22 protein-coding genes are annotated in these 25,412 nt (G+C 39.7%); 16 read left to right on the plus strand and 6 right to left on the minus strand.

Going from position 1 to position 25,412, the window contains the following annotated elements; genetic code table 11:
- Positions 1-41 precede the first annotated feature (41 nt).
- Positions 42-1,655: a LysM peptidoglycan-binding domain-containing protein gene (locus tag BUA16_RS00105; protein WP_072762825.1), complete on the plus strand. Its 1,614-nt coding sequence runs from the start codon at positions 42-44 to the stop codon at positions 1,653-1,655.
- Between the two features lie 12 nt (positions 1,656-1,667).
- Positions 1,668-2,663, plus strand: a complete 996-nt coding sequence (locus BUA16_RS00110) for a DUF4837 family protein (RefSeq protein WP_072762612.1) — start codon at positions 1,668-1,670, stop codon at positions 2,661-2,663.
- Positions 2,664-2,920: 257 nt separating this feature from the next.
- Here the strand turns inward: BUA16_RS00110 and BUA16_RS18540 are convergent, their stop codons facing one another.
- The 5 genes from BUA16_RS18540 to BUA16_RS00135 all read right to left on the minus strand — a co-directional run bounded on the left by BUA16_RS18540 (position 2,921) and on the right by BUA16_RS00135 (position 10,390).
- Positions 2,921-3,088 (minus strand): DUF6747 family protein, encoded by a 168-nt coding sequence (locus tag BUA16_RS18540; protein WP_178338822.1) that lies wholly within the window; start codon positions 3,086-3,088, stop codon positions 2,921-2,923.
- A gap of 251 nt (positions 3,089-3,339) precedes the next feature.
- Complete coding sequence (nadB, locus tag BUA16_RS00115) at positions 3,340-4,935, minus strand: L-aspartate oxidase (RefSeq protein WP_072762613.1); 1,596 nt, start codon at positions 4,933-4,935, stop codon at positions 3,340-3,342.
- Positions 4,936-4,939: 4 nt separating this feature from the next.
- Positions 4,940-5,866, minus strand: a complete 927-nt coding sequence (nadA, locus tag BUA16_RS00120) for a quinolinate synthase NadA (protein ID WP_072762614.1) — start codon at positions 5,864-5,866, stop codon at positions 4,940-4,942.
- Positions 5,867-6,555: 689 nt separating this feature from the next.
- Positions 6,556-9,429: an OmpA family protein gene (locus BUA16_RS00125; protein ID WP_245795488.1), complete on the minus strand. Its 2,874-nt coding sequence runs from the start codon at positions 9,427-9,429 to the stop codon at positions 6,556-6,558.
- Between the two features lie 751 nt (positions 9,430-10,180).
- Positions 10,181-10,390 carry a helix-turn-helix domain-containing protein gene (locus BUA16_RS00135; protein ID WP_072762615.1) on the minus strand — a complete coding sequence of 70 codons (210 nt, stop codon included), beginning with the start codon at positions 10,388-10,390 and terminating at the stop codon, positions 10,181-10,183.
- A 315-nt stretch (positions 10,391-10,705) separates the two neighbouring features.
- Between BUA16_RS00135 and BUA16_RS18545 the strand changes: the two genes are divergently transcribed.
- Positions 10,706-10,864, plus strand: a complete 159-nt coding sequence (locus BUA16_RS18545) for a hypothetical protein (protein WP_178338823.1) — start codon at positions 10,706-10,708, stop codon at positions 10,862-10,864.
- A 183-nt stretch (positions 10,865-11,047) separates the two neighbouring features.
- Here BUA16_RS18545 and tatA read toward each other — a convergent pair whose 3' ends face one another.
- Positions 11,048-11,245 (minus strand): twin-arginine translocase TatA/TatE family subunit, encoded by a 198-nt coding sequence (gene tatA, locus BUA16_RS00150; RefSeq protein WP_072762618.1) that lies wholly within the window; start codon positions 11,243-11,245, stop codon positions 11,048-11,050.
- Positions 11,246-11,446: 201 nt separating this feature from the next.
- Here tatA and BUA16_RS00155 point away from each other — a divergent pair, with 201 nt between their 5' ends.
- The 13 genes from BUA16_RS00155 to BUA16_RS00215 all read left to right on the plus strand — a co-directional run bounded on the left by BUA16_RS00155 (position 11,447) and on the right by BUA16_RS00215 (position 25,410).
- Positions 11,447-12,316: a M23 family metallopeptidase gene (locus BUA16_RS00155; RefSeq protein WP_072762619.1), complete on the plus strand. Its 870-nt coding sequence runs from the start codon at positions 11,447-11,449 to the stop codon at positions 12,314-12,316.
- 6 nt (positions 12,317-12,322) lie between these two features.
- Positions 12,323-13,828: a GH3 family acyl-acid amido synthetase gene (locus BUA16_RS00160; RefSeq protein ID WP_072762620.1), complete on the plus strand. Its 1,506-nt coding sequence runs from the start codon at positions 12,323-12,325 to the stop codon at positions 13,826-13,828.
- 109 nt (positions 13,829-13,937) lie between these two features.
- Positions 13,938-15,623, plus strand: coding sequence for a DUF6909 family protein (locus BUA16_RS00165; protein WP_072762621.1), 1,686 nt, complete (start codon positions 13,938-13,940; stop codon positions 15,621-15,623).
- Positions 15,624-15,626: 3 nt separating this feature from the next.
- Complete coding sequence (locus BUA16_RS00170; protein ID WP_072762622.1) at positions 15,627-16,682, plus strand: hypothetical protein; 1,056 nt, start codon at positions 15,627-15,629, stop codon at positions 16,680-16,682.
- A 3-nt stretch (positions 16,683-16,685) separates the two neighbouring features.
- Positions 16,686-17,729: a dTDP-glucose 4,6-dehydratase gene (rfbB, locus tag BUA16_RS00175; RefSeq protein WP_072762623.1), complete on the plus strand. Its 1,044-nt coding sequence runs from the start codon at positions 16,686-16,688 to the stop codon at positions 17,727-17,729.
- 10 nt (positions 17,730-17,739) lie between these two features.
- Positions 17,740-18,606 carry a glucose-1-phosphate thymidylyltransferase RfbA gene (gene rfbA / locus BUA16_RS00180; protein ID WP_072762624.1) on the plus strand — a complete coding sequence of 289 codons (867 nt, stop codon included), beginning with the start codon at positions 17,740-17,742 and terminating at the stop codon, positions 18,604-18,606.
- Positions 18,606-19,151: a dTDP-4-dehydrorhamnose 3,5-epimerase gene (gene rfbC / locus BUA16_RS00185; RefSeq protein WP_072762625.1), complete on the plus strand. Its 546-nt coding sequence runs from the start codon at positions 18,606-18,608 to the stop codon at positions 19,149-19,151. Before rfbA ends, rfbC begins: the two co-directional genes overlap by 1 nt.
- Positions 19,152-19,174: 23 nt before the next feature.
- On the plus strand, positions 19,175-20,014 hold the full coding sequence (gene rfbD / locus BUA16_RS00190; RefSeq protein ID WP_245795489.1) for a dTDP-4-dehydrorhamnose reductase: 840 nt from the start codon (positions 19,175-19,177) through the stop codon (positions 20,012-20,014).
- A gap of 62 nt (positions 20,015-20,076) precedes the next feature.
- Positions 20,077-21,636 carry an aldolase catalytic domain-containing protein gene (locus BUA16_RS00195; protein ID WP_072762627.1) on the plus strand — a complete coding sequence of 520 codons (1,560 nt, stop codon included), beginning with the start codon at positions 20,077-20,079 and terminating at the stop codon, positions 21,634-21,636.
- Positions 21,636-22,376, plus strand: coding sequence for a 3-deoxy-manno-octulosonate cytidylyltransferase (locus tag BUA16_RS00200; RefSeq protein ID WP_072762628.1), 741 nt, complete (start codon positions 21,636-21,638; stop codon positions 22,374-22,376). The genes BUA16_RS00195 and BUA16_RS00200 overlap by 1 nt, the downstream gene beginning before the upstream one ends.
- A complete protein-coding gene (locus BUA16_RS00205; protein ID WP_072762629.1) occupies positions 22,376-22,996 on the plus strand; it encodes an HAD family hydrolase in 621 nt (206 codons plus the stop codon). Before BUA16_RS00200 ends, BUA16_RS00205 begins: the two co-directional genes overlap by 1 nt.
- A gap of 24 nt (positions 22,997-23,020) precedes the next feature.
- Entirely contained in the window at positions 23,021-24,436 is a 1,416-nt protein-coding gene (locus tag BUA16_RS00210) for an oligosaccharide flippase family protein (protein ID WP_178338824.1), read from the plus strand.
- Positions 24,433-25,410 (plus strand): hypothetical protein, encoded by a 978-nt coding sequence (locus BUA16_RS00215; protein WP_072762630.1) that lies wholly within the window; start codon positions 24,433-24,435, stop codon positions 25,408-25,410. Before BUA16_RS00210 ends, BUA16_RS00215 begins: the two co-directional genes overlap by 4 nt.
- Positions 25,411-25,412 lie beyond the last annotated feature (2 nt).

Genomic DNA, 25,412 nt, shown 5'->3' on the forward strand with positions numbered 1-25,412 from the left:
GAACGGTTTTTGGCTACTCCAATTTTAAAAGTATTAGTGTTATGAGGGGATATAGATATTTGTTGCTGGGTATGATGGCGTTGGGTTTTACAGGGAGCTCGATGGCCCAGGAAATAGATGCCGTTCCAAAGGACAAGCGTAAGATAGCAAAGGTGAAGCCTGTTGAAATTGACACCTTGGAAATGGATATGGAAGGGGGAGAGCTGATGGAGGAAATGGAATCTAAGGAAGAGCTTTCGGACGATCCTATGGTAATTCTAAAGGGGCAAACCTCTTATGACCTAAAAGACCATGCCCGTGCGGCGGCCTACGATAGCCTTTGGATGAAAGAGTTGTACCAGAGTGCTTCTTTATTCGATACCATCTATGAAGATATAAGGAGCATGGAGGTAGATTCTACCTACTACTTAAGCGTGCATACCGATAGCCTAAAGGCCCGTTTAAAGGCACTGAACCAAAAAACACCCTTCAATATCAGTTACAACCCTTCTTTAGAGAACGTAATCAATATGTTCCTGACCCGCAGAAGGGGCCTCATGGAACGCATGCTCAAGGTCAGCCAGTTCTATTTTCCGATGTTCGAACAGGAATTGGACAACCAGGATGTGCCATTGGAACTTAAATATTTGGCCATCGTAGAATCGGCCTTAAACCCCAAGGCCCGCTCTAGGGTAGGGGCAACGGGACTTTGGCAATTTATGTACCCCACCGGTAAAATGTTCGATTTAAATGTGAGCAGTTATGTCGACGAAAGGAGCGACCCTATCAAATCGACCCAAGCCGCCAGTTTGTACCTCAAAAAATTATACGGTGTTTTCGAAGATTGGGATTTGGTCTTAGCGGCCTATAACTCAGGACCCGGAAATGTCAACAAAGCCATCAGAAGATCTGGTGGATACAAAAACTATTGGAACATCAGAAGAAACCTGCCTAGGGAAACCGCAGGGTATGTGCCCGCTTTTTTAGCGACCATGTATATTTTTGAATATGCCGAAGAACACGGATTTACCAGAAATCCGGTTGAGCGCCCTTATTTTGAGACCGATACGATTCACGTAAAAAGCACCATTACCTTCGACCAGATTTCGGATTTGGTCAATGTAAGTGTCGAGGAATTGGAGCTGCTGAACCCGTCTTATAAATTAAAGATCATCCCCTATGTGAAGGGTAAAAACTACGCCCTTCGCTTGCCTGTGGATGCCATGGGAAAATTTGTCACCAATGAGGAGGCCATTTATGCCTTTGTTCAAAATGAACTGAAAGCAAAGGAGAAACCATTGCCTCAAATAGTGCAGGCCGAAGATCAGATACGGTACCGCGTTAAGAGCGGCGATTTCCTGGGAAAAATTGCCGCCCGTTATGGGGTCAGGGTCAGCCAGATAAAAACGTGGAACGGTTTAAGAAGCAATAATCTGAGAATAGGACAGCGATTAACGATCTATCCTAAAACCAATGGAGCGGTGGTAAACAACAGTGGAAAAGCCTCCTCCCCCGCAGGTTATAAGGTGCATACGGTGAGAAATGGAGACTCCCTATGGACCATCTCAAAAAAATATCCTGGAATTTCTATCGATAATTTGCGAAAATGGAACGGTATTAGTGGTAACAACATCAAACCGGGTACAAAACTTAAATTGTGCGATTGTTCCTCGTAATTAAAAACTACTATGAAAATAAAATTTACGCTGTTGTTGTTGGTCTTTGTGACCCTTGTTTCTTGTGATGACAAAGAGAAGAAAAAGTATTTGCCAGAGTCTATCGGGGCCATTAATTCCTTGGCCGTAGTGATGGACAACCAGTTGTGGGAAGGAGAAGTGGGCGATAAGGTGCGAGAGCATTTTGCGGCCCCGGTTTTGGGCCTTTCCTGGGAAGAGCCTCTTTTTACCATCAATCACATGCCCACCAAAGTATTTTCGGGGACCATTATCAACACAAGATCGGTCTTGTATGTCTCCAAGGATACCTTGAATTTGGCCCATATCAAGAGCGACCTTTATGCGAGGCCACAAAAAGTAGGGGTGATCAAAGGAGCTACCGAGGAAGAAATCATGAAAAATTTGGATGCCAAATCCGATGAAATTATCCATGCCTTTAAATCGGTCGAAATCCAAGAGGCCCAAAAACGTTTTTTAAAGTCACTGAACAAGGAAAATGTACTTGAGAAAAAATTTGGGATCAGCCTATCGATTCCCTCTATCTATAAGGTAGGGAAAGAAGAGGACAACTTTGTATGGATAGACAGGCAGATCCAAAAAGGAACTATGAACATCATTGCGTATTCTGTGCCCGGGAATCAGTTTAAAAGCGATTCTAGCTTGGTAAAGGATATCGTAAGGATGCGCGATTCTATTGGTAAATTATATATTCCCGGACCCGATGTTCCTGGGAAAACCACTTATATGATGACCGAAAAAGCCTTTGCCCCCTATGTTTTTCCTGCCGAGATCGGCGGAAGAAAAGCAGCCGAGGTAAAAGGAATATGGGAAATTAACGGCTATCCTATGGCCGGACCTTTCTTGACCTATATCGTGAACGATAAAAAGAACGACCGCAAGATCGTGATAGAAGGATTTACCTTTGCCCCGGCTACCGAGAAAAGGGATTTTATGTTCGAACTCGAAGCTATTCTAAGGACACTGCGCTTTACCGATGACAAATCATAGGTATCCTCAACAATAAAATTATGCTGTATGGCGCCCACTGGGCGCCATACTTGTTTTAAGGCCTATTTACGACGGCATTGTGCAGAAGGAATAAAATTCCCTTCCACGAAATAAAAAGTGGATTAAAAGGTCCCGAAAAGGTCTGGATAGGCTATAGGGAGTCGGTAGAATGAATATTTGGGGACAGGGCACAAGAAAACACCCGCCAAGTACTAAAACAAGGCGCTTATGGGGCCATTAACGTACTTTCCGATTTTTTAAAAGGAGAATCCGGTAAAGACCCTGAACAAGAAAGCGTAGATAACAAGGGCGATTAAACAGAAACAAAAAATGGAAAAGGCCTTGAAATATTGTTTGAGGATAATATGTCCCAGATTTTTAAAGGCTTCCAAATAAATTTCTTTCATGAGTAAAACTTTTTTCATATTGCTGCGTTTTAATGGGTTATAACTTTAATGTATTGAATATTTAAAGGGCAGAAAAATAAATTGGACGATGGGAGTATAAGGTCGGCAAATAGGAAAGGGGGTTGGCCGTTGGCCTTGTTTTATGTGGGGCCTTGCCAAGGCAGTATTTATATGTGGGGAAGAGATTCTTGTGTAGGCTTTCAATACTTAGCGGAGTTACTGCGGCCAAATTTTAGCGACTTTCCTTTGTAGTTTTTGACCGCTGAACCTTATAGACACAACAATGGCTCTGTACCTCTTATTTCTTCAGTGTTATCAATTAAATCCACCTTATAATAGCCGCCTTTATTGGTCGTCCGTTTTAAGGACTGGCCAATGATCAAATGTGCCAAGTTCACCATATTTCGCAATTCGCAAAGAGGCGGACTCATTTTAGAGTGCTTGTAAAGGGAGGTTACTTCTTGGTATATAAGCGCTAATTGTTCCTCGGCTTTCTGCAATTGTTCTTGGCTTCTTACGATCCCGACGGAAGTCCGCATCAAGGCCTGTAGTGCCTTTAGTTGTTGCTCAATGGCATTTTGGTCCTGGGGATAAGAAACGCCATTGTCCTTCCAGGGCGGTACGGCAACAGGGGAGGGCTGCAGTGGGTTCGCCTTGTGATAGACAAAACTATTATGGGCGTATACCAAGGCTTCCAAGATAGAGTTCGATGCCAACCTGTTGGCGCCGTGCAAGCCGGTCCTTGTGCATTCCCCACAGGCAAATAAATTGCGGATAGAGGTCCGCCCGTGCCTGTCCACCTTAATTCCGCCACAGAGGTAATGTGCCGCCGGTACTACCGGGATCATATCTTTTTCAAGGGCATACCCGGCATCTAAGCACCTCTTATAAATATTGGGAAAATGCTTTTTAAAGGCTGTCATTTCTAAATGGGTACAGTCTAGAAAAACGTGGGTGTCCCCAGATTTTCTTAATTCATTATCGATGCTTTGTGCTACGATATCCCTAGAGGCCAGTTCTGCTTTTGGGTGATATTTTGGCATAAACCTATCGCCTTTCCCATTGCGCAAAAAGGCACCAAATCCCCTTACGGCTTCCGAAATAAGGAAAGCCGGACCTTCTTTGCCCTCGTATAGGGCCGTGGGGTGAAACTGAATAAATTCCATGTCTTCAATATCCGCTTTGGCTCTGTAGGCCATGGCTATCCCATCGCCTGTGGCCACCAATGGGTTGGTGGTATGCCCATATAGCCGCCCCATTCCTCCGGTAGCCAATAGGGTACTCGATGCTTTTATGGGAAATACCTCGCCACTTTTCTCGTCCATCACATAGGCGCCATAGCAGCTAGTAGGGGAGGAAGCTGTGGTACTGAAATGGTGTCCGGTAATCAGATCGACGGTGAAATGATAGGGTAGGAGCGTTATGTTTGGCAAGGCGGCGATTCTTTTCAGTAGGGCTCTTTCTATTTCAAAACCGGTGATATCCTTATGATGGACTACTCTGTATTCCGAATGTCCGCCTTCTTTCCCCAAATTGAGCTTGCCCGATGTGTCGCAATCAAAATTGGCGCCCCAACGCATCAGTTCCGCCAATCGCAATGGCCCTTCTTTTACGACCATAGCAACGATTTCGGGGTCGCATAGGCCATCTCCGGCGGTTAAGGTGTCCTGAATATGGTTCTCATAAGAATCTTCCTTTAAATCCGATACTACGGCTACTCCGCCTTGGGCGTATTTGGTATTCGATTCGCCTTTTGCTGCCTTGGTCACTATGGTCACCTTTTTATGGGGGAATTCCGTGGCCATTTTAATGGCAAAGGTGAGTCCGGCTACCCCGGAACCAATGACAAGAGTATGGGTTTCCATAAGCTTATTTTGAGTGTTCCAGCATTCTTTGAATAGGCAGTAGGGCAGGGGCCAATAGGGCTTCTGGCAGCTGTATTTCCGGGGCTCCGTGGCGCAGGCTATCGTAAATTTTCTCCAGGGTATTAACTTTCATAAAGGCACATTCGCTACAGGCACAGCTGTTGTCTTCCTTGGCAGGCGCCGGAATCAGTACGGTATTTGGTACTGCCTCTTGCATCTTGTGCAAGATTCCCGCCTCCGTGGCCACTATATAGTCGTGTCCGGGCTGTTTTTTGACGTATTCGATCATTTGGGCCGTAGACCCAATAAAATTGGCAATGCCTAATAGGTGATCCTCCGATTCTGGGTGGACAATTATTTTGGCCTTGGGGTATTTCCGGTACAGCGTCAATAATTTATCTATGGAAAAGGCTTGGTGCACCTCACAGGCACCATCCCAAAGCAAAAGGTCGCGCCCCGTTTTTTTGGCGACGTATTTGCCCAGGTTTCTGTCCGGGGCAAAAATAATGGGCCGGTCTTTTGGTACAGCTGCTACGATCTGTACCGCATTGGAAGAGGTGCAGACCACATCGCTCATCGCCTTTATTTCTGCCGAACAATTGATATAGGTAACCACATAATGATCGGGATGTTGTTCTTTGAATTTTTTGAAAGAGGCGGGGGGACAAGAATCTGCCAAGGAACAGCCGGCTTTTAGGTCGGGCAAAAGAACGGTTTTTGCGGGATTCAGGATTTTTGCGGTTTCTGCCATAAAATGGACCCCAGCAAAGACAATAATGTCGGCATCGGTATCGGCGGCTTTCTGGGAAAGCCCCAAGCTGTCGCCCACATAGTCGGCGATTTCCTGAATTTCTGGACGTTGGTAATAATGGGCCAGAATAATGGCGTTCTTTTCTTGTTTTAATCGAATGATGTTGTTCTTGAGATCCATACCCCTTAAAGAATTTTTGAGAGGCGAAAAATAGTCGCATTACAGGGCAAAAAAAATGACAAAAGTCATATTAAAGGATAAAAAAGTCCTTTAATATGACTTAGGAAAGAATGTTAATTGGTGGGGCTATGGTGCACTATATATTTTCAATTTATTTGACTTGTTTAAAACGTTGGTCAAATTTCAAAGGGTTTTTAGACACTACGGTAATTCTTCTAGAATCAGCGTGCTTTGGGGTTATTAGATAATTAAATTCAGGCATTACAATGCTGTCCATGCCTGAATAGTATTGACAACTAAATTCCACCCTTCACCATAACTTGATAACAAGATAACTTCATAACTGATTTTCATTGTTTACTGCTTATTGTACATTGATATGGCCCCTCGCTGTAAATGCAAATCGTTGCATTTTCCGTGCGGTCCTCTCTTTTTTCTTTTTTCTTTTCTCTATTGCTAATTGCTAATTGCTAATTGTTCACTGAAATCTGCGTTAGCGATTGCAGCGGCATCCTTTTTTAGGCGGCCCAGCCGGCTGAAAAAGATACAGCGGAAAGCGCGACCCGTTAGGGGAACGCCCTTAAGACCATCATATTAAATAGCGGTACTACTGTTAAAAACAAAGCCAGTGAGAACAAATCGTCCCCACTGGCTATTATATTTTGCTATTAGCGATCGTTTTTTGCGCGCTACATCTTTACGATAATGAATTCCGAACGCCTGTTAAGTTCGTGTTTGGCCCTACTACAGGGGACGCTATCGCTACATTCGTTTATAGGCTGTTCTTCGCCATATCCTTTTGCGCTGGCAATACGGTTCTTGGCAATACCCTGGGAAATTAGATAGTCTCGCGTAGCTTTGGCTCGCTGGTCCGACAGGTATTTGTTGTACACATCACTACCTCTAGAATCGGTATGGGAGGCTATCTTAATGACCATCTCTTCGTATTCGGTCATTACTTCTACCAACTTATCGAGTTCCTTAGCGGCGTCCTGGCGTATATAAGATTTGTCAAAATCGAAGTAAATAATATCGGTCTTTAATTTTTTCTCTCCACCTTCCATCACGATCATTTCCTTTAATTTCTTCATGGTGAGGTTGACGTTTACGACATCGTTTTTAAGGGTTTGCGTGTCTATCGTCTGATCGAAAAATTCGGTTTTTGAGGTTTTTATGGCGTATTTGGTTTGGGAATCTAGGGCCTCAAAAATAAAATACCCATCGGTATCTGTCATTGTTTCTGTTATTTTATCGCTGTTTTCATCGTACAGTTCTACCCTTGCATTGGGCAAGGCTTCTCCGGTGATAAATTCCGTTACATGCCCGGCAATGGCATTTTCAAACACCTCTTCTACCGCAAAATTGTTAAAGGAATATATATCGTCATCGCCCTTGCCTCCGGCCCTGTTAGAGGCGAAATATCCTTTTTGATCGGCCTCGTCTATGATATAGGAAAAGTCGTCTTTATTGCTGTTAATAGGGCGCCCCACATTTTTTACAGGACCAAATCCGTCCCCATCGGTCAAATCGGTCTCAAAAACATCCAATCCGCCCAGCCCCATATGGCCGTTAGAGGAAAAGTACAGTTTGTTTTGGGTGACAAAAGGGAACATTTCTTTTTTAGGGGTGTTTATTCCCGGCCCCAGATTTTTAGGAGAAGAATAGGTGTCGTTTTCCAATACATCTACCACAAAAATGTCGGTATCACCCAAAGTTCCTGGCATATCGGAGACAAAATATAGTTTTTTCCCATCTGGACTAACCGCTGGGTGCCCAGTAGAATAATCATCACTATTAAAAGGCATTTCATTGGCTTCTGTCCATTCGCCCCCAATCTTTTTAGAGGTATAGATCTTTAGGTGGTTGACACCGTTTTTATCCCTTCCCAGTTTTTTGCCATAATTGTTCCTGGTAAAGTACATGGTCTTGTAGTCCGGTGAAAAACTTACGGCAGCCTCGTGGTATTTGGTGTTTATTTTATTCGAAAATTTATGGCCGTTTATTAGGTCTTCGGTGTCCTCATTTACCCTAGAAACATAGAGGTCTAGGTAAGGCTGGTTGTTCCATTTATAGGTTCTGGTACTGAAAAAGGAAGAATCCTTGGCAGAGGCAAAAACAACCTCCTTGTCTTGGTAAAACATGGGGGAGAAATCTGAGTATTCCGTATTGATACTCAGGTTGTTAATGCGTACATTGTTTTCGTTATTCAATATAATGTCCATTTCGTTTTCTTCGGCTAAAAGCTCCGCTTCGGTATTGGCAAGTTGTGAGTTATTTTCTTCTAACTGTCTGTTATATTGGCGCATCATGCGTTTTGCTCGGCCGTATTTCCCCACCCCTTTTAGGGTATGGGCGTATTTAAAGAGTTCCTCTGGCGCAAGACTGTCCTTGTAATGTAGGTACAGTTCGTGGTACCAGTGATAGGCTCTTTCCATATTGGTATTAAAATAATGGGCATCGGCAGCTTTCCTAAGAATAGCTGCTTGGTAGTATTTCTTACCTTTTTTAAGCTCTTTTTCATAAATCTCCGCGGCTTCTGCATACCACAGTTTATCAAAGTATAGGTTGGCTCTTTTTACGAGTTTACTGGTGGTGGACTTGCTCGTGGCCTGAATATTTTCCGCGCTATTGTCCGCTAATGGGGGGGTGTTATCTTCCTCTAATTCCTCTAAAAAAGTTGCGGCCATGGTCAGTGGCACGGGCTCCGGACGGTTAATTTCGGTTATAGGGGCTATGGTAGTCCTAAGGGTTGAAAAATCTTTGGCGGTTAGGGCAGGGGCCAGATTGGCATCCGATGCCATATCGGTGTTTTCCGCAGAAAACAATCGGGTTTTATCAGCGGCTATTTCATCGTCGAAGAGCGTTATGGCCTGTATTGCTGTTGGCAGGGCAGTAGTAGCGACGGTAGGAGCGGGAATTGACCCCGAATCACCGATAGCGGTAGTTTCCGCAGTGGTTATGGTTGCTTTTTCAGCAGCTAATGCTTCGTCGAAGAGCGGCATGGAAGGCATAGGTTTTGGAAGCCTTGTTGCAGCAATGGCTGGGGAAGATAGCAGCGCGGTTGTTGGCCGTGCCGTTTCCACACTTTCGTCATTGATCACCTGTAAAAGCCATAGATACCCCTTGTAACGTCCATTGAACTTGGAGTTATAATCGGCCATGGCTTCTTCTAAAACCGTATAATGGTTTAGATACACATAATTATATTGGGTGTCAAAGGCATTGACAATTCCAGATAAAAATCCTTTTTTTAACTGTTCCTGATGTAATTCTTGCGCTTTTTCGTCAGATTCGTACACTTTGGAGATCAAATAAAAACCTTCGGCAACAGATTTTGGCAAATAAAACGTCCTGCTGGTAATATTTTTTTCCGAGGTGATTTTTGCAAAGGTCTTTTCGTCCATAGGGCTATTAGAAGGCTCCTCCTTGTGTAGGGGCTGCTCTATCGGAAGTTGTAAATCTAATAAGTCTTTGGTTTGGGTCGAGGCCAGTTCCATAGACGCTTCTTGGGCCATGCCATAGAAACAGAGCAGCAGAAAACAGGCGGTTAAGGATTTTTTCATGGTGTTATGGTTTGGAAAATTCAGGGGTTAGGATGTTTTTTACAGCAGCTTTTATTATTAAATTCCAATAAAGAGCCTGCCTAACTTCCGGATATTGAAACAATAGAAAGCAATCTTGCAGGCGATATGTAGGGCTAATCGGCATATGGTACCCACATTATATAGCATGGGATACTCAAAATTAAGAGCAAAGAAAGAAACCCAATTATTATTGTTGCGTAGGGTGGTTTTTCCGTGGTATAAGGCGTGTTGTTTGTGGATAGGGCCTAGAGAAATTGGCGAAAAAGAGTCCTTTTGAAGGTCAAAAGCTACGTTTGTATCTTAAAATGGAAGGCTTTTTACTAGAAATCCCTTTGGTGGGTCCGGGAGATTTTAGGGCTATATATAGGCGTCGTAATTTTGTAGGGAGCTACTAGGATGGCAATACTATAGCCGTTCATGTTTAGGTGGGCGTTCCCCTATCGGGTCGCGCTTTCCGCTGTATCTTTTTTAGCCGGCACAGCCGCCCAAAAAAGGATGCCGCTGCAATCCCTAACGCGAGAATACAGTGAACAATAACCAATTAGCAATAAACAATGCTTAAATGCGGGCAATACTAATAAGGAAGTACATGATATCAGTTATGAAATTATCTTGTTATCAAGTTATGTTGTTTGGAAGTTTTCAGTGAGCAATTGAAATACATATTCCCCCTCATTGGTTTCGGTAATAATACCGGCCAAGTGGTCTTTATAAAATACCCTTCCCTTCCTCATTCATTTAGATCGTTAGAGTTAACGGCAGCTAATTCATGACCAAACATTTTAAGGACCAAGTTAACCTTGTCCATATTTAGATTGGTTTTTCCTTGTTCGATTTTACGTACCACAGTTAATGCTACTCCTGCACGTTCGGCGAATTCTTCCTGGGTTAGATTAACTTCTTTTCTTCGTTCTTTGACAAACTTCGCTAAAGGTTTCATTATATGCTTTTAAATATAATAATAGTTAAATATAATGAATTATATGTATTTACGTATAATATAGGTATAAAATATTTAACTATATGCAATTACATATAGTTTAAAGGAAAAATAATCTATTGAGGTTAACCTCCATTCCTGGCACAAATTGAACCGAGATATGGAGGAATAACTTTTTGCTTTTTTAAGGTTTAAAAATGTGGTATCCCTCGGAGCGTCTGCGCCGAGGCGTAAGGGGTCTAAGGGGCCAGCTGGCGCGTTGGCCTTGGCAGCAGTCATTTTAAACAAATAATTCAGCCTAAGAGACCCTATTTAATGAATAGAAAAAAAGTAATCAGTAATCAGCAGCTCCCCTTTGGTTGCGGTACTACCAGTGAATATGACTTTCTGCCAAATGCGGAGGCAATTAAGGATCGTCATTTAATTAGCTTGGTAAGGCTTTTTGGTTTCCTGAAAGCGGACGCTGAGGCGTAACATTGCCTCCTAGGGATTGCAGGAGCTTTAGGGGAGATGAAAAAAGGGAAGGCAGGCGTGCAGAAAATTCCCTTAAATAAAGGCAATAAAAAATCCGCCGCCATAAGAGTGCGGCCTGTAAAAATAAATAAGTCAAAAAAAAACATCCGTAAAACGGATGTTTTTATATGTTTAGAAAAGGATTTACTCCTTTTTGTCTTCTACTTTTTTAGGGTCTAAATTCTCGTCATCCTTAGACGCGTCTTTAAACTCCTTAATGCCACTTCCTAAGCCACGCATTAATTCTGGGATCTTCTTCCCTCCAAACAATAATAAAACAACCACCACAATAAGGATAATCTGAGGGGCGCCAATAACAAAAAATGTATTTAATGTGATCATAATAGAATGATTTAAGAGCAACAAAGGTACTAAAAAAGTTATTAGTACCTTGTTAATTTTAATGCCAAAAAAAATATATAATTCTGCTAATTTTAAACCATCTTAATCGTAGCTAGGCCTTTAGGGACCGTCAACGTTAAGAATTTCAAAAAATATATAGAAAGGAATTATTATGGAATACTAAGCTTATATTTGTTGATTATGGCTAAAAAAGGAAAAAAAAGAAAGGAAATAAAGCAGAAGCTGTTGCACAAATACCGCTTGGTAATACTAAACGAAAATACCTTTGAGGAAAAAATATCGTTTAAACTGAGCAGGTTGAATGTTTTTGTGACCGGTTCTCTTTTTATAGTGGGCTTAATAGGGCTTACCACCTTGTTGATAGCCTTTACCCCCTTGCGCGAATATATTCCGGGCTACTCCTCTACAAAACTCAAAAGGCAGGCTATAGAACTCACCTATAAAACAGATTCCTTGGTGACGGCCCTAAATTATACCAATAAGTATTTAGGGAGCATTCGCCAAGTACTGCGGGGCGATATAGAATATAGCGAAGTAGATAGGGATTCCTTGTTTGAGCAGTATAAGCTAGACCCCTCTTCGGTAGATTTAACGCCTATTAAAGAAGATTCCATCTTACGCTCCGAAGTGGAAATGGAAGACAAATACAGTTTGTTCGAAAGAAACTTAAACTTGCCGGGAATGGTGTTGTTTTCACCGCTTAGCGGTACTATTTCCCAAGGATACCACCCAGAAACCAAGCATTTTGCGGTCGATGTGGTAGCCCCTAAGGACAGCCCTATAAAAGCAGTGGCCAATGGGACCGTTATTTTTGCGGAATGGACGGCAGAAACCGGATATGTCATTATCTTAGAACACGCTAACGGACTCATTAGTGTATACAAACACAATGGATCCCTAAATAAGAGTCAGGGAGATATGGTGCGCGCCGGAGAGGTAGTGGCTTCTGTAGGGAATACGGGAGAACTGACCACCGGACCACACCTTCATTTTGAACTCTGGAGCAACGGTAGTGCCGTGAATCCATTAGATTTTATAGATTTTAAATAAGCATACATGAGCTTAAAGTCCTTTGCAGCTAAAATTTTTGCCAAGAATATTGCCCGTAAAACCCAAAAATGGGTGCAAGACCCCATCGCTACCCAAGACAAGGTATTTGCCGCACTGGTAGCCGCGGCCAAAGACACCAACTTTGGAAAAGATCACGGTTTTTCGGAAATAACAAGTCACGCCGATTTTGTAAAACAAGTGCCCATTAGAGATTATGAGGCGCTTAAAGGCTATGTAGAAAAAGTTATTGCCGGGGAAAAAGATATCCTATGGCCAGGGAAACCTGCCTATTTTGCCAAAACATCGGGCACTACTTCCGGAGCCAAGTACATTCCTATTACCCACGAATCTATAAAGTACCAAATAGAGGCTTCCCGAAATGCCATCCTGAACTATATTCACGAAACCGGACAGGCCGATTTTGTCGATGGAAAAATGATATTCCTACAAGGGAGTCCGGAAATGCAGGAAAAAAACGGAATCAAATTGGGAAGGTTATCGGGGATATCGGCCCATTATGTGCCCAATTATCTGCAAAAAAACCGCCTGCCCTCTTGGGAAACCAACTGTATAGAAGATTGGGATACCAAGGTCAATGAAATAGTAAAGGAGACCAAGGACCAAAACATGACCGTTATAGCGGGAATTCCTTCTTGGGTACAGATGTATTTTGAAAAATTACAGGCCGCGACCGATAAAAAAGTAGGGGAGCTTTTTAAGGACTTTCAGCTTTTTATCTATGGTGGGGTCAACTACGAACCGTATAGGGCAAAATTCGAAAACCTAATCGGCAGACGGGTCGATAGTATAGAACTGTTTCCCGCAAGCGAAGGTTTCTTTGCCTATCAGAACTCCCAAAAAGAAAAAGGGATGCTTTTGTTGCTCAATTCGGGCATCTTTTACGAGTTTATAAAGGCCGATGAGTTTTTTAGCGACAATCCGGAGCGGCTTACTATTAAAGACGTGGAGCTAGGAGTCAATTATGTGATGATTATTTCTACCAATGCCGGCTTATGGGCCTATAACCTGGGAGACACTGTGCAGTTCACTTCCTTAAAGCCCTATAAAATAATAGTTTCCGGAAGGATAAAGCATTTTATTTCTGCCTTTGGCGAACACGTTATCGGGAAAGAAGTAGAAGAGGCGATGCAACAGGCAATAGTTGCTACCGACGCCCGTATCAACGAATTTACGGTCGCCCCACAGATAACGCCCGAAGGCCAGGAACTGCCCTACCACGAATGGTTGGTAGAATTTGAAAAATTGCCCTCCGATATGGCGAAATTCAGCGGCCTTTTAGACGCTGCCATGCAACAACAAAACAGTTATTATCACGATCTGTTGACAGGGAAAATTTTGCAGCCCCTAAAAGTAACCCCAATAAAAAAGGACGGTTTTCAGGCCTATATGCAATCGATCGGGAAGTTGGGCGGACAAAATAAGGTGCAGCGCCTCTCTAACGACCGAAAGCTGGCAGAAGCGCTTTTAAAGATCAATGACCAGGAGCAATAATAGATGTAAGAAACACGCGTGTAAGGTATTTCCTTAAAAAATACCTATAATTGGCGGAGTAAAGGCCGTAAACAATAATATAAATTGTAGTTTTGCAACTTGTATCACTATGAATAATTCAATCAATACCACCAGAGCACAAGATTCTACCAACGCCATAGAGCGGTTGTATATCACTATGCGCCACCTTTTTAATAGGGGGTTCTATAAGCCGTCCGGGGTTTCCGGGGCAGCCTTGCGACAATCCTTATTGCAACTACGGCCAGAGATATACGGGTCTATTGCCGAGGATAAGGCCGAATTAAACGGACTGATATATGTTTTAGAACGCCTGCCCGAGGGTATTGAACAATGTAGGTTTATCAACCTTACTTCAGACGAGGGCTATGCTACCTCACAGTTTAAGCCCATTATACCTCCAAAGAGACGAAGGAACTGTTACCGTATCGATGACGAGCAGATGAACATTGAGATCACCAGGGGACGGTCCGACATTTATGATATCCTGACCCACCTTACCTTTTTGTTTATCGAATCGGAAAAAATAAGCGCTAGAGCCCTTATAGAAGATACCGACAGAACCATCCGGGACTGGGTAAAACTAGAGCAGGCCGTACAAAAAGACAAGCTTACCCAATTAGAACGGGAAGTGGCCTTGATACACGCGGCCAATATTTTGGGACGCCCCTTTGTAGAGGTGATGGAGGTGCACCAAATCCTGGCCACAAAAACCAATCCGGAACGCTTTTTAAAAATCATCTATTGGCTTGGGAAATTGGCCATTGAAGAAATTACCACCGGCGACAAAAGAGCCATTACCTTTAGTCCTATGTTGCGCGAACGCCTGGGACACCATATCCATGGGGAACGGTGGGCCAATACCATCAAAGAGGTACTAGGACAGAAAGGCCTATTGCAGCGTCCTATCCATATTATAAGTGCCAATATGCACTCGGTAATGAATTCCCTCTTTGCTAAAAAAGCCTTGAGCAAGGAATTTAAGGAAAAAGAGTCATTAGAAATCTATGAAACGTTGAGTCTGCCTAAAAATGACCTTTTGAGGAATAAGGTTATTGCCTTGGCCAAGAAAAATGGGATGCTGGCCATAGACGATGTTTCCGGGACCAATATAGACGTCCAGATTTTTGATTTGGCCAAACTAGGGCCAGACGCTTGCTGCTTTAACTTGCCCAAAGACCTGCCAGAAGCGCAAAAACCATTGTTATTTGTCATGGATTACGCCTTTGGAGAACAGGCCTATGAAACCATAGACGAATTATTAAAACCCTATGTCAATAAAAAAGGGGAAGAGGTCTTTTTAAATGTGTCCTCTATTTCCATTATGGGGAAGGCCGGTATTTTAGAAGGAGGCAAGGGCGATATCATGATCCCCAATGCCCATATTTTTGAAGGTACCGCCGATAATTACCCTTTTGAAAATGAATTGTCCAAGGAAGATTTTGAAGGCAATGGCCTAAAGGTCCTTCAGGGAACCATGGTCACCGTTTTAGGAACCTCGCTCCAGAACAAGGATGTCCTACAGTTTTTCCACGAATCTACCTGGAATGTCATAGGGCTCGAAATGGAAGGGGTACACTATCAAAAGGCCATTCAATCGGCCTCCAAGATCCGGAAAAGCATACGCCCAGACGTACAAGTGCGCTATGCCTATTACGCCTCGGATAATCCGTTGGAAACAGGAAGTACCCTGGCCTCGGGCGGACTAGGGACCACAGGAGTAAAACCCACGTATTTAATTACCGATAAAATTTTAACACAAATATTCAATTCATAGTATATGGCAGAACAACAACCCTCTAAAACCAATGCAAATTCAGAGGAAATAGATTTGGGACAATTGTTCCAAATGATAGGAAATGTATTCAATAGATTTTTTCGCTTTATTGGGAATATCTTTAAGGGGATCTTTGGTGCCCTAGTAGTTTTTTTGTTGTTTATACAGCAGCACTTTTTAAAATTTGTCATCGCCGGTATTCTAGGGCTGGCCTTAGGGGTGTATTTAGACATTAAAAAGGAGCCGGTATACACTTCCTCCATGGTAGTAGAACCTAACTTTAACAGTGCGCAGCAGCTGTACAACAACATTAATTTTTATAATGAACTGGCAGAAGCCAAAGATTCTGTCGCCTTGGCCGAGGCCTTGGATATTACGGTGAAAGAGGCAAAGTCTTTAAAGAAATTTAAGGTAGATTCCTATGTAGACGAGAACCAAAAGGTAAAACTTTTCGATGCCTTTGTACGTAGTTTGGATTCTACTACCAAATCTACCATGGATATGGAGAAGTACCTAAAAAACTTCAACGCCATGGATGCCCGTTTTCATACCATTTCGGTGATTGCCAGCAACAATACCATTGCCAAAAAGTTACAGCCTTTTATCATCAACTCTATCTCTAGGAACGAGTACTTTCAATTGCAACAAAGTATCAACGACCAAAACCTTAGCCTACAAGACAGCCTGTACAAAAAACAGTTGATGGAGGTAGATTCCTTACAGTCCTTGTACAAACGCATCATGGTCAAAGAAGCCGAAAAACCAATGCAGGGAACCAATATTTCTTTGGGCGATAATGGTAATAACCAGAACAAGGAAATGGCCTTGATCAACAAGGTAGAAGAATTAAAAAATAGCCTGGTACTGTTGAACCAGGAAAAGGCCAACAAATCGGGGATCATCAACGTTATCTCGGCCTTCCCAAGAAGGGGGGTAGAAGACAATGTACTGTGGAAAAGTGCTAAGTTTGTAGTGCCAATAGGTTTTATAGGGCTACTGTTCTTACTATTATCGGCCTTGTCTTTAAACACCTATTTAAAAAACTATAAAAAGGAGTAGACTATGCATATTTTGATTACAGGTGGGGCCGGATTTATAGGATCCCATGTTGTTCGTAGATTGGTAAATAACTATCCAGAATATCAGATTTATAATTTGGATGCCCTGACCTATGCGGGAAATTTAGAAAACCTAAAAGACATTGAGGAGGCTCCAAATTATACGTTTATAAAAGGAGATATTACAGATGCCGAGTTTATAGATAGCTTGTTTAAAAAACATAAATTTAACGGAGTTATACATTTGGCAGCAGAAAGCCATGTAGATCGTTCCATAACAGACCCTTTAGCTTTTGTGAAAACCAATATTTTAGGGACGGTAAACCTCCTAAATGCGGCAAAGGAAACTTGGAAAGGCGATATGGAAGGGAAACGTTTTTACCATGTTAGTACCGATGAAGTATATGGTTCCTTGGGAGAGACGGGATTGTTTACCGAAACTACCGCCTATGACCCTAATTCACCTTATTCGGCTTCTAAAGCCAGCTCAGACCATTTTGTTAGGGCTTATGGAGAAACTTATGGCTTACCGTTTGTGATCAGTAATTGTTCTAATAATTACGGACCTAACCATTTTCCCGAGAAACTTATCCCCCTATTCATAAACAATATTATTCAAAATCAACCCTTACCGGTATATGGAGATGGTAATTATACCCGCGATTGGTTATATGTGTTAGACCATGCCAAGGCCATAGATTTAGTCTATCATGAAGGTCAGAATGCTGAAACCTACAATATAGGAGGCTTTAACGAATGGAAAAATATCGATTTGGTGAAGTTGCTATGTAGCTTAATGGACGTTAAACTAGGTAGGAAAGAAGGACAAAGTGAAACTTTGATTACTTATGTAAAAGACAGACCTGGCCACGATTTACGCTATGCTATTGATGCCTCTAAAATAAACCAAGAACTAGGATGGGAGCCATCGGTAACCTTTGAGGAGGGACTAGAAAAAACAATACGTTGGTATTTAGAAAATGAAGATTGGCTTGCCAATGTTACTTCAGGAGCTTATCAAGCCTATTATAAAAAACAATACCAGTAAAATATAAACTATGAAAGGAATAATTTTAGCTGGAGGATCTGGTACTAGGTTGCATCCGCTTACTTTAAGTGTAAGTAAACAATTGATGCCCATTTACGATAAACCCATGATCTATTATCCGTTATCTACCTTAATGTATTCGGGTATTAGGGAGATATTGATAATTTCCACTCCCAAGGACCTTCCGTTATTTAAGGAACTATTAGGAGACGGCACCACATACGGTTGTTCTTTTGAATATGCAGTTCAAGAAGCACCTAATGGTCTAGCTGAAGCTTTTATCATTGGGGAAGAATTTATAGGAAAAGACAAGGTAGCCCTGATTTTAGGAGACAATATTTTTTATGGGGCTGGATTGGCAAAATTATTACAGGCCAATAACGATCCGGATGGGGGAATTATTTATGCCTATCGTGTCCATGATCCAGAACGCTATGGAGTAGTAGAATTTAATGAGGAAGGAAAAGCAATTAGTATAGAGGAAAAGCCCGAACACCCAAAATCTAATTACGCCGTTCCAGGCATCTATTTTTACGATAATGAGGTGGTGGAGATCGCCAAAAATATAGCCCCAAGTCATAGAGGCGAATTGGAAATTACAGATGTTAATAAGGTTTATTTAGAACGAAATAAATTAAATGTGAGCATTCTGGATAGGGGAACGGCCTGGTTAGACACTGGTACCTTTGCCTCCTTAATGCAGGCCTCACAGTTTGTAGAGGTCATAGAGGAACGCCAAGGCCTTAAAATAGGGGCTATTGAGGGCGCAGCCTATGAGATGGGCTATATTAGTAAGGAGCAGTTTAAAGCGCTGGCAGAGCCCCTTATGAAGAGCGGGTATGGAAAAAATTTATTGGGAATACTGAATAAAAATTAATGAAAGTTACAGAGACTAGACTTAAAGGCTGTTTTGTTATAGAACCAGCAGTTTTTAAGGATGATAGAGGATATTTTTTTGAAAGTTTTAATGCCAACAACTTTAATGAAACTATAGGAGAAAGTATAAACTTTGTTCAGGACAATCAATCCTATTCATCTAAAGGAGTGGTGAGGGCCATACATTATCAAAGAGGCGAATTCGCCCAAGCTAAATTGGTACGTGTTCTAAGTGGACGGGTTTTGGATGTTGCGGTAGACCTAAGACAGGATTCGCCCACTTTCGGACAGCATGTTGCCATAGAATTGTCGGCCGAGAATAAAAAACAACTCTTTATACCAAAAGGATTTGGACATGGTTTTTCTGTTTTAAGTGAAACTGCCGAATTCTTTTATAAATGTGATAATTTTTATAATAAAGCTTCCGAAGGAGGTATTATCTACAATGATCCAAGTTTGGATATAGATTGGCAAGTACCAATTGATGAAATTAAAGTTTCAGATAAGGATTTGGAACTCCCTGTTTTAGATAATGCATTGTTATAATGGGAGAAAAAAACACTAAAAGTTTGAAAATAATTATCACCGGAGCCAATGGGCAGTTAGGAAGATGTTTACAAGATGTTGCGGAAAGGTATCCGGACTATGAATTTAAATTTAAATCCTCCAAGGAGCTAGATATAACCTCCAAAGAGCAAATAAATAGTCTGTTTGCCCACGAAAAGTTCGATTATTGTATTAATTGTGCAGCATATACCGCTGTCGATAAGGCCGAAACAGATCAGGAAAATGCATTTCTAGTGAATGCAGAAGCCGTTAAGTATTTGTCAGAGGCCTGCAAGACAGAAAACACTACGTTAATACACATCTCTACCGATTTTGTCTTTGACGGTTCAAAGACAACACCCTATACAGAGGAAGATGTTCCTAACCCTATAAACGTTTATGGAGCATCTAAATTAAAAGGAGAACAATATGTTCAGAATATTTTAGAACACTATTTTATCATACGTACCTCTTGGGTGTATTCAGAATACGGACATAATTTTGTAAAAACTATGTTGCGTTTGGGAGCAGAAAAGGAAGAGCTTAGTGTGGTCAATGACCAAATAGGAGCACCGACCTATGCTGGAGATTTAGCAGAAGTCATTATGAAAGTCATAAGTTCAAAAGCAACCAATTATGGACTGTATCATTATAGCAATGAAGGAGCTATCAGTTGGTACGATTTTGCCAAGGCTATTTTCGAGATTAAAGGAATGAATATAGAAGTAAATCCAATTCCATCAGAAGCATATCCAACGCCGGCGAAGAGACCAATTAATAGTGAATTATTTAAGCATAAAATTGAAAAAATATTTCCTAAAAATATAAAATTCTGGATGGATAGCTTACATAAATGTATATGAAATAATTTCTTACGAGTAATTAATTAGAAATATAGGGTTGGCTTTCAATAAAAAATTAAAATATGAAAAGTAATATAACTGAAAGGGTTAAAATATTAGATTGTACATTAAGGGATGGCGGATATTATACCAATTGGGATTTTGATAAAGAATTAGTAGAGGAGTATTGTAAAGCCATGGAAGAGCTTCCCATTGAATATGTGGAGGTGGGATATAGAAGTATTCCTTTAAAGGGATATTTGGGAGAGTATTTCTATTGTCCAGACTATGTAATGAAAGCTCTGAAGGAGGCTATGCCAACAAAGAAATTGGTTATAATTCTGGATGAGAAAAATATACGTCCAGAGCATTTGGAAGATTTGTTAAGTCCATGTTTACCTTATATTACCATGGTAAGGATGGCTATTGATCCAAAGAATTTTAAGAGGGCCATCATACTTGCTAAGGCAGTAAAGGCAATGGGATTTGAGGTTGCTTTTAATGTAATGTATATGTCTAGTTGGAAGGAAGATGATTCTTTTTTAGACTTACTTAAAGGCCTAGATAATACTATAGATTATTTCTATATGGTAGACTCCTTTGGGGGGGTAATGCCTAAAGATGTTAAAGAAATTATAGCCTTAGTAAAATCCAAGACTAATGTTCCTTTGGGCTTTCATGGGCATAATAATTTGGAAATGGCCCTGATTAATACCTTAACGGCTATTGAAGAAGGCTGTATCATGGTTGATGGCACAATTACCGGAATGGGTAGAGGAGCTGGAAACCTAAGGACAGAATTGTTACTAACTTATCTGAATAGTAAAAACACCCTAAAGATTAAATTTACTTTGTTAAGTGGGGTCGTAGCCTCTTTTGAAAATTTAAAAAAGCACTATAATTGGGGAACCAATCTACCCTATATGTTTTCAGGCGCCTTTTCTTTACCGCAAAAACAAGTAATGGAATGGGTTGGCATGAATCGATATCCTATAGGAAATATTCTTAATGCTTTAAACAACCAAAAAGAATCGGTAGAGGACAATATTAAATTACCAGTACTACAGCGTGAGAAGTCCTTTAAGAGCGCATTAATTCTTGGAGGTGGTAAATCAGCTAATAATCATAGCCTAGCCATTAAAAAGCTAGCAGAAGGGAATGAGGAGATATGTATTATTCACGCAGGAGCACGAAACGTCTCCACTTATTTAGAAGTAACTAATAAGCAATTTTACGCATTAGCAGGTTTTGAAAGTGAAAAGTTGTTAAATACAATCGGCGACGTCTCAAAATTGGAACAGACTTGTGTATATCCACCATTTCCTAGAAATATGGGAACTATAATACCCGATGCTATTAAAGAGATGTCAGTAGAGTTGGAGGCTATAAATTTTACAAAAGCTTCTATAGATTCTCCTTTGGCATTAGGTTTTCAAATTGCATTAGATTTGGGAGTGAAAAATGTCTTTTTGGCTGGTTTTGATGGTTATGATACTACAATTGACCAAACGCAATTTGTCTTAGCTCAAGAAAATCAAAATATACTGAACGACGCCTTGCAAATAAAAGATTTAGAAGTTGTTGCCATAACACCTACAAAATATAAGAAAGTTAATACAATATCAATTTACAGTATAATATAATGAAAATAGTAGGAGTTATACCAGCCCGGTTTAAGTCATCAAGGTTTCCAGGAAAACCATTAATTGATATTGTTGGGGTTCCAATGATTATAAGGGTTGCGAGAATTGTTGAGAAAGCACTGGGAAAAGAAAATACTTATATCGCCACAGATGATGTCAGAATTAAAGATGTAGCTGAATCGTATGGTTTTAAAGTTGTTATGACTTCAGGTAATTGTCTAACGGGCACAGATAGGGTATACGAATTTTCTCAACAAATAGAAGCGGATATTTATGTTAATGTACAGGGCGACGAACCATTGTTGAATTATTTGGATATTTTGAATGTTGCAAAGGCAAAAGAACAAAGTTTTGACTATGTAACAAACGGTATGTGTGAAATATCAGAAAATGAGGATGCAAATAACATTAATATACCTAAGGTTCTCGTTAATAAAGACAATAAATTGATTTATATGTCGAGGTTACCTATTCCAGGAATTAAAGATGTTAATGCTAAAGACACTCCGAAATATTTAAAGCAGGTTTGTATTTATGGTTTTAGTAAAAATGATTTGGAATTATTTGGTAGTACTTCAGAGAAGGCTATTTATGAGGGATTTGAAGATATAGAAATTTTACGGTTTTTTGATTTAGGAATTCCTGTATTGATGGTTGAAACATCAGGCAGTTCCTTGGCTGTGGATGTTCCGGAAGATGTTAAAAAAGTAGAGCAAGAAATTCTAAAACAAAAGAAATAATGTTAAAAAATATATTATGGGATTTTGATGGAGTCATATTGGATTCCATGGAGGTTAGAGATTTTGGATTTAAGGAAATATTTAAAGGATTTAAAGCTTCTGATGTTAAGACTTTATTGGAATATCACCGTCTAAATGGAGGGTTGTCTAGGTATGTAAAAATCAGGTATTTTTTTGAATCTATTTTGAATCAAAGTATTACCGATACAGAAGTATTGGAGTACGCTACTAGATTCTCGGATATAATGAGAGAGGAATTGATTAATCCAAAAAATTTGATTGAAGATTCAGTTCATTTCATAAAAAAAAATCATACCAATTTTAATTTTCATATTGTCTCTGGATCGGATCAGGAAGAGTTACGGTTTTTATGTAAAGAATTAGGTCTTTCGGATTATTTTATATCTATTCATGGCTCTCCAACCCCTAAAAACACCTTGGTGAAGGAATTGTTAGTAAAGTATGATTATAATATCACTGAATCCTGCTTAATAGGCGATTCAATAAACGATTATGAAGCCGCTAGGATCAATGATATTTCTTTTTACGGATATAACTCTATTTCTTTAAAAGAAAGTGGAAATAAGTATATAAAATCCTTTGATACTTTTTCTATATAATAAGTCCGTTTAATCTGAATTAGCGTGTTGATAAAAAAAATTATTAATCATTCATTTGTATATGCAGTTCTCCCTAAGCTACCTATTTTATTGGGGTTTCTAATTTTGCCGTTAATAACACCTTTTTTATCAGATATTGATTACGGAGTTTATGGCATAGTTTTATCTATAGTAACAGGAATAACAGTAATTAAAACACTTGGTTTAGATGTTATACTAATGAATTCTTATATACATCATTGTCATAGTAGCAGATATAAAATAGTTTGGAATGAAATTCAAGGCTTTATATTTGTTTGGTCGTTTGTTTTAGGTTTATTGGTTACGATATTGCTCTACTTTATTTTACCCGCTGAGGCAGATACAAACAAATATTTGATAATTCTGCTGACGGCAATTCCAATTATGCTTTATTCCTCCCTTCAAGTGGTTTCCTTAAAGTATTATCAATTGGCAGAAAAACCGATGGCAATAGGTGTTAGATCATTAATTTTCGGAGTACTTACTATTTTCCTTAATTACTACTTTATAGTTAATCAAAAAATTGGCTATATGGGTTGGGTTTGGAGTATGTTTATTGCAGAAACTCTAACATTTTTGTCATTTATTTATCCTTTATGGATAAAAAATAGGTTATACCCTAATTTTTTCTTTAGAAGGAAAACGATGAAAAAGCATTTGAAAATAGGCCTACCTCTTGTGCCCCATACTAGTGCTTTTTTTTTATTGGATTTTTCAGATCGGTTGGTCATGCTAAAAATGGGTGTAAGTACGGCAAATATCGGTCTGTATGATTTTGCATATAAATTTGCTGGGTATGCCAGGGTTTTTTCTGAAAGTATACACCAAGCCTCAACACCTTTACTTATAAAATCATTTAAGGATAATCCAAAAAGCCACATATTAAGGGATATTATCTTTTTAGAAAACTACATTGTTGCTTTTGTGTCCTTTACCATTGCAATTTGGTTAAAAGAAATATTTTCCATTATGGTAAATAATGAGGAGCTAAGTTTAACCTATAATATGGGTATAATATTAACCATGGCGTATGTTTATAAACCTATGTATACTGCTATGGCAACAGTCTTCTATTATTACGAGAAAACTAAAGAATTTTGGAAAATTTCCTTTACGGCGGGTGTGGTAAACATTGTTTTAAACATTATTTTTATTCCGATCTACGGTTTTAAAGCTGCCGTTTATACTACTTTTTTGGCATTTCTATTTATAGGATATGCTGGTTTTTACGTAACTCAATTCAAGAAACTATATTCACCTAATTTTAACCCCTTATTGTGGGTAGGTTACACTGTTTTGTTATTAAGTAGTTCATACTTTTTTAGAGATGCAGAATTCATTACTAAATTAGTATTAACCATCATTGTTCTCATTTTTACAACCGTAAAGATTATTCCTTTAATAAAGACACTAAAATGAAAGATTTAATTTTTAAATATTTAGGTTTCATATATTCTATATACTTAAAGTATAAAAAGCCTGCTATCTTTAAAACAGAAAAGGGTAAGGAATTCCTTCAGATGTATGCCGAATCCGAAGTGAAATTATTATTTTTTAGGGCTTTAGCTTTGTTAAAGGGATTTAAATTAATCGATGATTATTCTGATAAGAAAAAGAAATCTGATACAGTGTTTATTTTTGGTAGTGGTGAATCGATTAATGAACTGACCGAAAAGGAATGGAATATAATAAAGAAGCATAATTTAATTGGCTTAAATTATTCCTTTGTACACCCAATTGTTCCTGATTATTTTCTTATGGAGATGATTCCCTTTAAAGAAATGCAGGATTATTTTTGTGAATATACAAAGGATAAATATGCTAAAGTTGATATGTTTTTTCAATTTAAACATATACTTAAAAGTGGTTTTGATTTAAATAAATATGAGTTTAAAAATAAAGCCTTTGTACACATACCACACCTCCTTCCAACTATTTATCCGGAAATTTTAGAATATTATTTTAATGATTTAATTAAATCTAAAGGTTTATCGTTGGCACACCTTGTACATCATAATAGCCATGTTGGGTGTGCTGTTATGTTCGCACAAGCACTTGGCTATAAAAGGATAGTTCTTTTAGGTATTGATTTAAATGGTGGGGATTATTTTACAGACTCAGAACAAATTTCAGAATCGTATCCACCAACAAAGGATTATATTAAATTAAACAAGCTTAGAAACAAATATAATCAAGTAAAGAATGACTTTAAAGGTAATTTGCATCCCACAATGAATGCCCAATTAATGAAAGAAAGAGGGAGTGTTTCAATGGATGAGTACTTTAGAGTATACCAGAAAAATATAGTTAATACAAACAACGTTAAATTATATGTAAATAGTGATAAATCAATTTTATCTGAATTTATAGAAGTATTTGATTTTAAGAAATAAGA

This window comes from Arenibacter nanhaiticus (assembly GCF_900141935.1).
In the GTDB taxonomy this organism is placed as follows: domain Bacteria; phylum Bacteroidota; class Bacteroidia; order Flavobacteriales; family Flavobacteriaceae; genus Arenibacter; species Arenibacter nanhaiticus.